The following is a 12,736-nucleotide window of genomic DNA, read 5'->3' as shown; positions in this document are numbered from 1 at the left end:
ACCGGACATTCTTTCGTTCGCCGCACTTTTGCGGCGTTTTTCATGAGATGTGAGGTAGGTAGTATGGTCCGGAACACAATCACCCCAGTGCAGATCGCCAGGGCATTGCGTGCAGCCAAGGAGCGGCATTGATGTCCAGTCTGGCCGATGCAAACGTCCAGTCTGATCTGGACATCGCCCCACTGTTGTTGCCCGCGCAGGTCTTGCGCAACGACGCCCAAGCCATCAAGGCTGCCCACGAACTGGCGCAGGTTGCCCGTGTGCAGGCCGCCAAACGCGACCGCCAGCGCAAGCTGCCATGGTCGGAAATCGAACAGTTCACCCGCAGCGGTCTGGGCAGCATTGCGATCCCGCGCGAATACGGTGGCCCACAAGTTTCATTCGTCACCCTGGCCGAGGTATTCGCGATCATTTCCGCAGCCGACCCGGCGCTGGGACAGATCCCGCAGAACCAGTTCGGCATCATCAACCTGGTACTCGGCAGCGCCACCGAGGTGCAGAAAAAGCAGCTGTTCCAGAGTGTTCTGGAAGGCTGGCGCATCGGCAATGCCGGCCCTGAGCGCGGCACCAAAAATACTCTGGAATTGAAAGCGCGCATCACCGCCGACGGCGATGACTACGTGATCAACGGCCAGAAGTTCTACTCCACCGGCGCGCTGTTCGCGCACTGGGTGGCGGTCAAAGCGCTCAATGACGACGGCAAGCAAGTGCTGGCCTTCGTCCGCCGTGGCACCCCGGGTCTGCGCATCGTTGATGACTGGTCGGGCTTCGGTCAGCGCACCACCGCCAGCGGCACGATTCTGCTGAACAACGTGCACGTCGAGTCGAGCCTGGTCGTCGACAACTGGAAGATCAACGAGAAGCCGAATACCCAAGGCGCTGTGTCGCAGCTGATTCAGGCGGCCATCGACGCCGGCATCGCCCGTGGCGCCATCGACGACGCCATCGAATTCGTCAAAACCCGCGCGCGGCCATGGATCGACGCCAAGGTCGACCGCGCCAGCGATGACCTCTACGTGATCGCCGACATCGGCAAACTGAAAATCGAACTGCACGCCGCTGAAGCGTTGCTGCGCAAGGCCGGGCACGTGCTGGATCAGGTGCATGCTGCACCGCTCACCGCCGAGTCCGCCGCCCGCGCCTCGATTGCCGTGGCCGAGGCCAAAGTGCTGACTACCGAGATTTCCTTGCTCGCCAGCGAGAAGCTTTTCGAACTGGCCGGCAGCCGCGCCACCCTCGCCGAATTCAACCTTGATCGCCACTGGCGCAACGCCCGGGTGCACACCCTGCACGACCCGGTGCGCTGGAAGTATCACGCGGTCGGCGCCTATCGCCTGAACGGCACTTTGCCGGCTCGCCATTCCTGGATCTGACGACCGCACACTTTCTCAAGAGCCTGGAGAAACCCATGACTTTTTCCCATCCCGTCGCGGTCATCACCAGCGATGAGCAAGCCCTGATTGTCGCCAGCGACCTGGCCGAAGATTTCAAACGCGACAGTGCCGTGCGCGACCGTGAACGCCGCCTGCCACTGCCGGAACTCGACGTGTTTTCCCGCTCCGGCCTCTGGGGCATCAGCGTGCCCAAGGAATACGGCGGCGCCGGTGTGTCCAACGTGACCCTGGCCAAAGTCATCGCCCTGATCGCTCAGGCCGACGGCTCCCTCGGACAGATTCCGCAGAACCATTTCTACGCCCTCGAAGTGCTGCGCGTTAACGGCAGCCACGAGCAGAAACAACGTCTGTACGCCGAGGTGCTGGCCGGTCAACGTTTCGGCAACGCCCTGGCGGAACTGGGCACCAAAACCGCTCACGACCGCGTCACCAGCCTCAAGCGTGACGGCGACGGCTATCGCATCAACGGGCGCAAGTTTTATGCGACCGGCGCGATCTACGCGCAGCGCATCCCGACTTCCGTCGTCGATGAAAACGGCGTGCAGCAACTGGCCTTCGTCCCGCGTGACAGCCTAGGCCTGACGGTGATCGACGACTGGAGCGGCTTCGGCCAGCGCACCACCGGCAGCGGTTCGGTGGTGTTCGAAGACGTCTATGTCGCTGCCGAGGACGTGATCCCGTTCCAGAGTGCTTTCGAGCGCCCGACCACGGTCGGCCCGCTGGCGCAGATTCTTCACGCTGCCATCGATACCGGCATCGCCCGCGCTGCTTATGAAGATGCCCTGCACTTCGTGCGCAGCAAGACTCGACCGTGGATCGACTCCGGCAACGACAAGGCCACCGAAGACCCGCTGACCCTGAAGAGTTTCGGCCACTTGAGCATTCGTCTGCACGCCACTGAAGCACTGCTTGAGCGCTCTGGCGAGTTCCTCGACAAAGCCCAGGCCGAGACCAACGCCGAAACCGTCGCCGCCGCGTCCATTGCCGTCGCCGAAGCACGGGCGATCAGCACTGAAATCTCGCTCGCCGCCGGCAGCACCCTGTTCGAACTGGCCGGCAGTCAGGCGACCCTGATCGAACACGGCCTCGACCGCCACTGGCGCAACGCCCGGGTGCACACCCTGCACGACCCGGTGCGCTGGAAGTATCACGCGGTGGGCAATTACTACCTCAACGATGAAAAACCGCCACTGCGGGGCACTATCTGATGAGCAAGAAAAAGATCCTGCTCAACGCGTTCAACATGAACTGCATCGGCCACATCAACCACGGGTTGTGGACGCATCCACGCGACACCTCGACGCGCTACAACACGCTCGAATACTGGACCGAACTGGCGCAGTTGCTGGAGCGCGGCCTATTCGACGGGCTGTTCATCGCCGACATCGTCGGCGTGTACGACGTCTACCAGAACTCGGTGGACGTCACGCTCAAAGAGTCGATCCAGTTGCCGGTCAACGACCCGCTGCTGCTGGTCTCGGCGATGGCCGCCGTGACGAAAAACCTCGGCTTCGGCCTCACTGCCAACCTCACGTATGAGCCGCCCTATCTGTTCGCTCGTCGCATGTCGTCGCTCGATCATCTGAGTCGTGGGAGGGTCGGCTGGAACATCGTCACCGGTTACCTCGACAGCGCCGCCAAGGCCATGGGACTGCGCGAACAGGTTGAGCATGACCGGCGTTACGATCAGGCCGACGAATACCTCGAAGTGCTCTACAAACTCTGGGAAGGCAGTTGGGAAAACGGCGCGGTGCTGAATGACCGTGAGCAGCGCATCTATGCGCAGCCGGAGAAGGTGCACAAGGTCGAACACCACGGCGAGTTCTATCAGGTCGAGGGTTATCACCTCTGCGAGCCGTCGCCGCAGCGCACACCCGTGCTGTTCCAGGCTGGCAGTTCCGATCGTGGATTGCTGTTCGCCGGGCGTCACGCCGAGTGCGTGTTCATCAGCGGCCAGAACAAGCCATCGACCAAAGTGCAGGTGGACAAGGTCCGCGCCAGCGCCGTCGAAGCCGGACGCAATCCCGAGGACATCAAGGTGTTCATGGGCCTCAACGTGATCGTCGGCGCGACCGAAGAAGCCGCGTGGGCCAAGCACGCCGAGTACCTGAGTTATGCCAGCGCCGAGGCCGGCGTCGCGCATTTCTCGGCCTCCACCGGCATCGACTTTTCCCAATACGAAATCGACGAACCGATCCAGTACGTCAAGAGCAATGCCATCCAGTCCGCGACCAAGAACCTGCAGAACAACGACTGGACCCGACGCAAGTTACTCAAGCAGCACGCCCTCGGTGGCCGCTACATCACCGTGGTCGGCTCGCCTGAGCAAGTGGCGGATGAACTGGAATCGTGGATCGCCGAAACCGGCCTCGACGGCTTCAACCTGACGCGCATCGTGACCCCGGAAAGCTATGTCGATTTCATTGAGCTGGTGATTCCAGAGCTGCAACGGCGCGGGTCGTACAAGACCGCGTATGACAACGGCAGCCTGCGCGAGAAGTTGTTCCACGGTGAGGCGCATTTGCCTGAGCAACACACCGGCTCTTCGTACCGCCGCTAAAAGCATCGCGAGCAAGCCCGCTCCCACAGGGGGAGCGCATTCCAAATGTAGGAGTGAGCCTGCTCGCGATGAGGCCCGACCAGACACCACAAAATTCATGCACTGACTGGAAACCACACCATGACCCAGAAATTCCTGTCCCACCCAGTCAAAGCACTGGCCCTGGCCTTCGGCCTGTTCAGCTCGGCGGTGTTCGCTGCCGACGCTCCACTGAAAATCGGCACCACCGCCGCCTTCGCCATTCCCCTGGAAGCCGCCGTCGAGGAGGCCTCCAAACAAGGCCTGAAAGTCGAGCTGGTGGAGTTCACCGACTGGATCGCACCGAACGTCAGCCTCGCCGCCGGCGACATCGACGTGAACTACTTCCAGCACATCCCGTTCCTCGAAAATGCCAAGGCCGCCTCCGGCTTTGACCTGGTGCCGTTCGCCCCGGGGATCATCAACAACGTCGGCCTCTATTCGAAAAAATACAAAAGCTTCGACGAGTTGCCTGAAGGCGCCAGCGTCGCTATCGCCAACGATCCGATCAACAGCGGTCGCGGTCTGCAACTGCTGGCCAAGGCCGGTCTGATTACCCTGAAACCGGGGGTCGGCTACAAGGCCACCGAGGACGACATCGTCGCCAACCCGAAGAAGATCAAGATCCTGCAAGTCGAAGCCGTGCAACTGGTGCGCGCCTACGATGACGCCGATCTGGTCCAGGGCTACCCGGCCTACATCCGTCTGGCGAAGACTTTTGACGCCGGCTCCGCGTTGCTGTTCGACGGTCTCGACCACAAGGAATACGTGATTCAGTTCGTGATCCAGCCCAAGAGCAAGAACGACCCGCGCCTGATCAAATTCGTCGACATCTATCAGCACTCGCCGGCCGTTCGCGCCGCACTGGATAAGGCTCACGGCAAGCTGTATCAGGCCGGTTGGGAAAGCTGAGCATGACCGCCGCGATCCAACGGCGACTGGATATTCCAGAGCCAAAAAATGCTGAAAAAACCGAACTGCATCCCGAGCTGAATCGCGCCCACGTGCGCTTCATCGGCCTGGGTAAAACCTACGAGGGGCGGCAAGGCCCGGTCGCGGCCCTGCAAGGCATCGATCTGGCGATCCAGCGCGGCGAGGTGTTCGGCATCATCGGTCGCAGCGGCGCTGGCAAGTCGTCGCTGATCCGCACGATCAATCGTCTGGAACAACCGACCGCGGGGCGGGTGCTGATCGATCAGGTCGACATCGGCGAGTTCGACGAAGACCGTCTGGTCGCCCTGCGACGGCGCATCGGCATGATCTTCCAGCACTTCAACCTGATGTCGGCCAAGACCGTGTGGCAGAACGTCGAACTGCCGCTGAAAGTCGCGGGCGTGCCGAAGGCGCAACGCGAGCAGAAGGTGCGTGAACTGCTCGAACTGGTCGGCCTGCAAGCCAAGCACAAGGCCTACCCGGCGCAGCTTTCCGGTGGGCAGAAACAGCGTGTCGGCATCGCCCGCGCATTGGTGCATGACCCGGACATTCTGCTCTGCGACGAGGCCACTTCAGCGCTTGATCCCGAGACCACTCAGTCGATCCTCGGCCTGCTGCGCGAGATCAATCAGCGCCTGGGCCTGACGATTGTTTTGATCACGCACGAAATGGCGGTGATCCGCGAAATCTGCGACCGCGTGGTGGTACTGGAACACGGACGGATCGTCGAGCAGGGCCACGTCTGGGAGGTGTTCGGCAATCCGCAGCACGAGGTCAGCCAGACCTTGCTCGCGCCGCTGCAACACGCCTTGCCGGAAGAACTGCAAAGCCGTCTGCATGCCCAGCCGCCCTCCCCGGGCGCAGCGGTGGTGCTGCGTTTGCAGTTCACTGGCAGTGCCGGCGACGAGCCGGATCTGGCAGCCCTGTTCGCCGCCCTCGGTGGTCGGGTGAAGTTGCTGCAGGGCGGTGTCGAACGGATTCAGGGCCATGCGCTGGGGCAACTGCTGCTGGCCGTGAGCGGGTCGGCGGCGAGCGCCGAGCAATTGCGCGAGCGTGCCGGGCAATGGGCGCAACGGGTGGAGGTATCGGGTTATGTGGTTTGATCGTTTGCTCCAGGGTTTCATCGACACCTTCCTGATGGTCGGCGTGTCGTCGCTGATCGCCTTGCTGGTGGGGATCCCGATGGCGGTGATTCTGGTCACCAGCGACAAGGGCGGGATCTATGAAGCGCCCTTACTCAACAAAGCGTTGGGCGCGTTCGTCAACCTGTTCCGCTCGATCCCGTTTCTGATTCTGATGGTCGCGCTGATTCCGTTCACCCGGCTGATTGTCGGCACCACGTACGGTGTGTGGGCAGCGGTGGTGCCGCTGACGATTGCCGCGACGCCGTTCTTTGCGCGGATTGCCGAAGTGAGTTTGCGTGAGGTCGATCACGGTTTGATCGAGGCGGCGCAGGCCATGGGCTGCCGACGCTGGCACATCGTCTGGCATGTGCTGTTGCCTGAAGCGCTGCCGGGGATTGTTGGCGGGTTCACGATTACGCTGGTGACGATGATCAACTCGTCGGCCATGGCCGGGGCGATTGGTGCCGGGGGGCTGGGCGACATCGCTTATCGCTACGGCTATCAGCGCTTTGACAGCCAGATCATGCTGACGGTGATTGTGTTGCTGGTGGCATTGGTGGCGGTGATTCAGTTGGGTGGGGATCGTCTGGCGCGGGGCCTGAACAAGCGTTAAGTCATGCCGCACCTCTGAAACCGCTATCGCGAGCAGCGGCCCCGCTGGTTGGCGTATATTCGGCGAATCCCAACTGCCGCGCAGCCCTCGACCATGAAGCAAACACCCACCGATCTGGAACAGATCACCGCCACCACCCTCGGCCACTACAACTCGGTGGCCGAAGACTTTCGAGAAGGCACCCGCGATCACGATGTCAGCCAGAACATCGACGCCTTGCTTCGCCATATCCAGGGCACGGCGCCGTTCTCCATTCTCGATTTCGGCTGTGGGCCGGGGCGTGACTTGCGCACGTTCACCCGCATGGGCCACGTTGCGGTCGGCCTCGACGGTGCAGAGCAATTCGCGCAAATGGCACGGGCAGACAGTGGCTGTGAAGTGTGGTGTCAGGACTTTCTGAAACTCGATCTGCCGGCTGAGCGCTTCGACGGAATCTTCGCCAATGCGGTGCTGTTTCATGTGCCGTTGCAGGAGTTGCCGCGAGTGCTCAAGCAGCTGCATGGCACGCTGAAACCGGGCGGGGTGTTGTTCAGTTCCAATCCGCGCGGGGATAACCGTGAGGGCTGGAACGGGCCGAGGTATGGCGCTTATCACGATCTGGAGGCGTGGCGGGGATTGCTCACTGCTGCGGGGTTTGTCGAGCTGGAGCATTACTACCGGCCGGCGGGATTGCCGCGCGAGCAGCAGCCTTGGCTGGCCAGTGTCTGGCGTAAATCTGCGTAGTCCGTTCTGACGCCTTCGCGAGCAAGCCCGCTCCCACAGTTGGAATGCGCTCCCCTGTAGGAGTGAGCCTGCTCGCGATGAGTGCGCAGCACTCGCTTTTAAGCGGCCTCTTTCTTCGGCTCGCGAATCCTGTACCAGGCCACATACAGCGCCGGCAAAAACAGCAGCGTCAGCAACGTCGCGACCACGATCCCGCCAATCATCGCGTAAGCCATCGGCCCCCAGAACACTTCGCGGGCAATCGGGATCATGCCCATGCTCGCCGCCGCGGCGGTCAGCAGGATCGGTCGGCGGCGGTGTTCGGTCGCTTCCACCACCGCATCCCACGGCGCATAGCCCTTCTGCTCGTACTCATCGATCTGCGTCACCAGAATCACCGAGTTGCGAATGATGATGCCGATCAGCGCCAGAATCCCGAGGATCGCCACGAAGCCCATCGGCGTGCCGGTCGGCACCAGCGCCAGCACCACGCCGATCAGACCCAGCGGCGCGACACTCGCCACCAGGAACATCTTCTGCACGCTGTGCAGCTGGATCATCAGGAAGGTCGCCATCAAAAACAGCATCAACGGCAGCACCTTGGCGATGGGCCCCTGGGCCTTGCCGCTTTCCTCGACCGTACCGCCGGTGGCGACTTTGTAGCCGACCGGCAGCTTTTCAGCGAAGGCATCGATCGATGGCTTGAGCAGTTTCACCAGGTCGGTCGGCTGGATCTCGTCGCGCACCGAGGCCTTGATGGTGATGGTCGGCAGACGGTCGCGACGCCACACCAGCGGCTGCTCCAGCTCATACCGCACGGTGGCGAAGGCCAGCAGCGGAATCGAGGTGCCGTTGGGCGTGACGATCTGCAGGTTCTGCAGGGTTTCCGGGGTGCCGCGTTCGGAATCCACCGCGCGCCCGACCACGTTGATCAGGTAGATATCGTCATCGACCTGGGTCAGTGGCGAACCGCTGACGATGCTGTTCATCAACTTCGCCACGTCTTCCGACGACAGCCCGAGCTGACGCGCCTTGTCCTGGGCGATGTCGATGCGCAGGACTTTGCCCGGCTCGTTCCAGTCGTAAATGATCTCGCCGATGTGTTCGTTCTTGTCCAGCTCGGTCGCCAGATCGATGGCGTGCTTGCGCACCTGATCGATGTCCTTGCCGCTGACCCGGTACTGGATCGGCCGTCCCACTGGCGGGCCCATTTCCAACGCCTGCACGTAACTGCCGATGCCGACGAAGTCCTTGTGCAGACGCTCACGCAGGCGTTGGCTCAGGGCCTCGCGGGCTTTGAAGTCTTTGCTGACGATCACCAGTTGCGCGTAGTACGGGTTCTGCAATTGCTGGTCGAGCGGCAGGTAGAAACGGATCGCGCCCTGACCGATGTAAGTACTCCAGCGCACGATGTCCGGGTCGCCCTTGAGCGTGGCTTCGAGCTTGTCCACAGCCTTGCGGGTTTCGTCGATCGAGGCGTTTTGCGGCAGGTTCAGATCGACGAGGATTTCCGGGCGATCGGAGGACGGGAAAAACTGGTTCTGCACAAAGCGCATGCAGAACACCGCCAGCACGAAGCACAACACGGTGATGCCGATCGCCCACCAGCGGTTACGCATCGACCACAGCAAACCGTGGTTGAACGCCCGGCCAATGCGCCCCGGCTCGGCTGCGTGGGGTTTCACGTTGGTGCTGAGAATGTGCACGCCGATCACCGGTGCGAACAGCACCGCGACGATCCACGACACCAGCATCGCCACCGCGATTACCGCAAACAGGGTGAAGGTGTACTCACCGGCGGAGCTGGCGTTGAGGCCGATCGGCACGAACCCGGCGACCGTCACCAGCGTACCGGTGAGCATCGGGAACGCTGTGGAGGTGTAGGCGAACGTCGCCGCCTGCTCCTTGGTCTCGCCCATTTCCAGGCGCGTGACCATCATCTCCACGGTGATCATCGCGTCGTCCACCAGCAGGCCGAGAGCGATGATCAGCGCACCGAGGGAAATCCGCTGCATGGTGATGCCGCTGTACTCCATGAACACGAAGACCATCGCCAGCACCAGCGGAATCGAGCACGCCACCACCAGCCCGGCGCGCACGCCGAGGCTGATGAAGCTGACCACCAGGACGATGATCACCGCTTCGAACAGCGCGCTGGTGAAGCCGCCGACGGCCTCTTCCACCACCACCGCCTGATCAGACACGGTGTGTACGCCGACGCCCACCGGCAGGTCGGCCGTCAGTTGGTCAATGCGCGCGTGCAGCGCTTTACCGAATTCCTGCACGTTGCCGCCCTTCTGCATGGCAATCGCCAGGCCGATGGCCGGTTTGCCGTCGAAGCGGAATTCCGGGGTGGCCGGGTCGACGTAACCACGGCTGATGTCGGCGACATCGGCCAGACGATAGAAGCGGTCATTGAGCTTGAGATTGACCTCGGCCAGATCCTTCTCCGAAGCGAACTGCCCCGAGGTGCGCACGGAAATCCGCTCCGGCCCGGCCTCGATCACACCCGCCGGGGTCACCGCGTTCTGCGATTGCAGGCTCTGCACCACCTGGCGCTGATCGATGCCCAGCGCCGCGAGTTTGCGCGTGGAGAAGTTCAGGTAGATCACTTCGTCCTGCTGGCCGACCATCTCGATCTTGCCCAGCCCCGGCACGTTGCGGATCTCGGCGCGGGCCTGTTCCACGTAGTCGCGCAACTGGCGCATGGTCAGGCCATCGGCAGTAAAGGCGTAGACCGAGCCGTAGACGTCACCGAACTCATCGTTGAATCCGGGTCCCTGAATCCCTTGGGGAAACTGCCCGCGAATGTCATCGATCTTCTTGCGCACCTGGTACCAGATTTCCGGAATGTCCTTGGCGCTGGTGGTATCGCGCAGGTACACGTAGACCGTCGATTCACCGGGCCGCGTGTAGCTTTTCACGTAATCGAGGGAGTCGAGCTCCTCAAGTTTTTTCTCGATGCGGTCGGTGACCTGCTTGAGGGTTTCTTCCTGGGTTGCGCCCGGCCACTTGGTCTGGATCACCATGGTCTTGATGGTGAACGACGGGTCTTCTTCGCGCCCCAGATTGAAGTAGGAAAACACCCCCATCAGCAGCGCGACGAACATCAGGTACCAGACGAACGACTGATGCTTGAGGGCCCATTCGGAGAGATTGAAAGAGCCTTTCATTGACTGTCCTCGTCGAGTTTCACGGCTTGTCCGGGTTTGAGGCTGTTGACGCCTGCGCTGACCACCTGCTCACCACTTTTGACCCCGCCGGCCAGCACCACGGTGCTGTCAGTGCGGCTGGTCACGCTGACGTCACGGGGGGAGACGGTTTTGCTCTGGGGGTCGATGACCCAGATACGGGTCTTGCCGTCGACTTCCTGCAACGACGTCGCGGGCAATTCGATCCGCGACTTGATGGCCGAGCTGAGGGTCACGCTGATCGCCGTGCCAAGACGAAACCCGGGCGGGGTTTCGCTCAGGGTCAGGCGTGCACGACGGGTACGCGTGGCGCTCTGTGCCTGGGGTTCGATTTCGCGAATGATCGCCGTGGTGCTGATGCTCGGGTCGAGCTGCGCGGCCACCAGAAACACCACGTCGGCGGGGATCTGATCGACCAGCGTATCCGGCAGGTCAATCACCGCTTCCTTGATGTCCGGTTGCGCCAGGGTCACCACTTGCTGGCCGGCGGTCACCACTTGGCCGGCCTCGGCATTCCATGCCGTGACCACGGCTTTGTGGTCGGCGCGCAGTTCGGTGTAGCCGAGCTGATCCTTGCTCTGGTTGACCGCCGCCCGCGCCTGATCGAGCGAAGCCTGGGTGGTTTTCAGGTCGGTGGTGGCGATGTCCAGTTGTGCCTGGGCGCCCACGCCGCGATCGAACAGCGCTTGCTGACGCCGGGCATTGGCCTGAGCGTTGATCAGTTGCGCCTGCACCTTGGCCAGATCGCCCTGGGCCGAGCGCAACTGGTTCTGCTGATCGGTCGGGTCGAGGGTGGCAAGCAGCGTGCCCTTATCCACTTCGGCGCCGACATCGACGTTGCGACTGGCGATGCGCCCGCCAACGCGAAACCCGGTATTGCTCTCGTAGCGCGCCTGAATGCTGCCGGCGAAACGCCCGAGGGTTTCTTCGTTCAGCGCCTGCACCTTGATCGACAGCACCGGCCGCACCGGCTCCGGCGGTGGTTCGCTTTTCGAGCAGGCAGCCAGCAGCACGCCAATGGACAACAGCCCCAAACGCTTCATGGCTGTGCTCCCGGTTGCAGATCCTTGTAGGTGTTTTCGGCGATTTCGACTTTCATGCCCGGGTGCAGCAGTTGTCCACCGGCAACGATGACTTTTTCGCCGCCGTTGAGGCCGCCGCTGATGATGACCTTGCCGGTCAGGTAGCGGCCGACGGTGACGTTATGCAATTGCGCTTGACCCTTGTCGTCGACCATCCACACCGCCGGGTCGCTGATGTTCTTGGTCAGCGCCGACCACGGCAATTCCACCGCCGTTTTGCCAGTGCCCTTGGCGGTGGCGCTGACCACCGAGCCGAGCTGCATGCCTTGCGGGAGGCTGTCGAGGGTGACCTTGACCTGCACCGTGCCCGATTGCGCCGACACCGCCGGGGTGATTTCACGTACGGTGCCGGTGGTCTTGATGTTGGGGTTGTCGAGCAGACTGACGACGATCGAGCGATCGGCAGGCCGTTCCGAGAGCAGCGATTCGTAGACGTTGAACACCGCATCGCGGTCGCCATCGCGGGCCAGTTTGAAAATCGGCGCGGTCGCCTGGACCACCTGGCCGACTTCAGCCTGGCGCTCGGTGATGATGCCGGGGGCATCGGCGATCAGCGAGGTGTAGCTCAACTGATCCTTGGCATTGGCCAGTTGCGCCTGGGCCGCGCTCAGGGCGCTTTGGCTGCTGCGCAACGCGGCTTGGGCGGAGTCGAATTCGCTCTGGCTGGTGTAGCCCTTGGGCAACAGTTTTTGCTGCCGCACGAACGCCGCAGCGCTCTGTTTGACCCGCGCCTGCTCGGCGACAACCTGCGCCTGGGCGGAGTCGACGTTGGTCTGCAAATCCTTGGGATCGAGTTTGGCCAGCACCTGTTTGGCGCTCACCCGGTCGCCGACATCGACCATGCGCTGGATGATCTTGCCGCCGACCCGGAACGACAGTTCGGTCTGCACCCGCGCCTGCACGTCACCGGTAAGGGTCACGGCAGCGGCATAGTCAGCCGGTTTCACCACTTGCACAAAGACCCGGGGCAAGTACTCCGCCGGGGCTTCTTTCTTGCCGCAAGCGGTCAGCGCCGTGAGCAGGCTCAGCACGACCACTGTTTTCAATCCGGGACTCGCCATGCAGACTCCTTCCTGTGTACGAACGTGCAAGTGACGATACGACTGTGAGCTTAGAACA

10 protein-coding genes are annotated in these 12,736 nt (G+C 62.3%); 7 read left to right on the top strand and 3 right to left on the bottom strand.

All coding sequences use genetic code 11. The features are described 5' to 3' along the window. The first annotated feature begins 131 nt into the window (after nucleotides 1–131). From LCH64_RS06310 to LCH64_RS06280, 7 genes are all read left to right on the top strand, one after another. Nucleotides 132–1,373, top strand: coding sequence for an SfnB family sulfur acquisition oxidoreductase (locus LCH64_RS06310; RefSeq protein ID WP_226499777.1), 1,242 nt, complete (start codon nucleotides 132–134; stop codon nucleotides 1,371–1,373). A gap of 35 nt (nucleotides 1,374–1,408) precedes the next feature. Then, a complete protein-coding gene (locus LCH64_RS06305) occupies nucleotides 1,409–2,602 on the top strand; it encodes an SfnB family sulfur acquisition oxidoreductase (RefSeq protein WP_226499776.1) in 1,194 nt (397 codons plus the stop codon). Then, nucleotides 2,602–3,954 (top strand): LLM class flavin-dependent oxidoreductase, encoded by a 1,353-nt coding sequence (locus LCH64_RS06300; RefSeq protein ID WP_226499775.1) that lies wholly within the window; start codon nucleotides 2,602–2,604, stop codon nucleotides 3,952–3,954. The genes LCH64_RS06305 and LCH64_RS06300 overlap by 1 nt, the downstream gene beginning before the upstream one ends. Nucleotides 3,955–4,074: 120 nt before the next feature. Further along, nucleotides 4,075–4,884 (top strand): MetQ/NlpA family ABC transporter substrate-binding protein, encoded by an 810-nt coding sequence (locus LCH64_RS06295; protein WP_096797452.1) that lies wholly within the window; start codon nucleotides 4,075–4,077, stop codon nucleotides 4,882–4,884. Between the two features lie 2 nt (nucleotides 4,885–4,886). Then, nucleotides 4,887–6,008: an ATP-binding cassette domain-containing protein gene (locus tag LCH64_RS06290; RefSeq protein ID WP_226499774.1), complete on the top strand. Its 1,122-nt coding sequence runs from the start codon at nucleotides 4,887–4,889 to the stop codon at nucleotides 6,006–6,008. Next, nucleotides 5,998–6,642 carry a methionine ABC transporter permease gene (locus LCH64_RS06285; protein WP_207849377.1) on the top strand — a complete coding sequence of 215 codons (645 nt, stop codon included), beginning with the start codon at nucleotides 5,998–6,000 and terminating at the stop codon, nucleotides 6,640–6,642. Before LCH64_RS06290 ends, LCH64_RS06285 begins: the two co-directional genes overlap by 11 nt. A gap of 93 nt (nucleotides 6,643–6,735) precedes the next feature. Further along, entirely contained in the window at nucleotides 6,736–7,365 is a 630-nt protein-coding gene (locus LCH64_RS06280; protein ID WP_226499773.1) for a class I SAM-dependent methyltransferase, read from the top strand. Between the two features lie 98 nt (nucleotides 7,366–7,463). Here the strand turns inward: LCH64_RS06280 and LCH64_RS06275 are convergent, their stop codons facing one another. From LCH64_RS06275 to LCH64_RS06265, 3 genes are read right to left on the bottom strand one after another with little or no spacing between them, the layout of a single operon-like run. After that, complete coding sequence (locus LCH64_RS06275; protein WP_226499772.1) at nucleotides 7,464–10,517, bottom strand: efflux RND transporter permease subunit; 3,054 nt, start codon at nucleotides 10,515–10,517, stop codon at nucleotides 7,464–7,466. Then, nucleotides 10,514–11,578, bottom strand: a complete 1,065-nt coding sequence (locus LCH64_RS06270) for an efflux RND transporter periplasmic adaptor subunit (protein ID WP_226499771.1) — start codon at nucleotides 11,576–11,578, stop codon at nucleotides 10,514–10,516. Before LCH64_RS06270 ends, LCH64_RS06275 begins: the two co-directional genes overlap by 4 nt. Further along, complete coding sequence (locus LCH64_RS06265; protein WP_103520321.1) at nucleotides 11,575–12,678, bottom strand: efflux RND transporter periplasmic adaptor subunit; 1,104 nt, start codon at nucleotides 12,676–12,678, stop codon at nucleotides 11,575–11,577. The genes LCH64_RS06270 and LCH64_RS06265 overlap by 4 nt, the downstream gene beginning before the upstream one ends. Between the last annotated feature and the right edge of the window lie 58 nt (nucleotides 12,679–12,736).

This window comes from Pseudomonas sp. MWU16-30322 (assembly GCF_020515535.1).
Lineage (GTDB): Bacteria > Pseudomonadota > Gammaproteobacteria > Pseudomonadales > Pseudomonadaceae > Aquipseudomonas > Aquipseudomonas fluorescens_H.
This window is presented reverse-complemented; position numbering and strand designations above follow the sequence as displayed.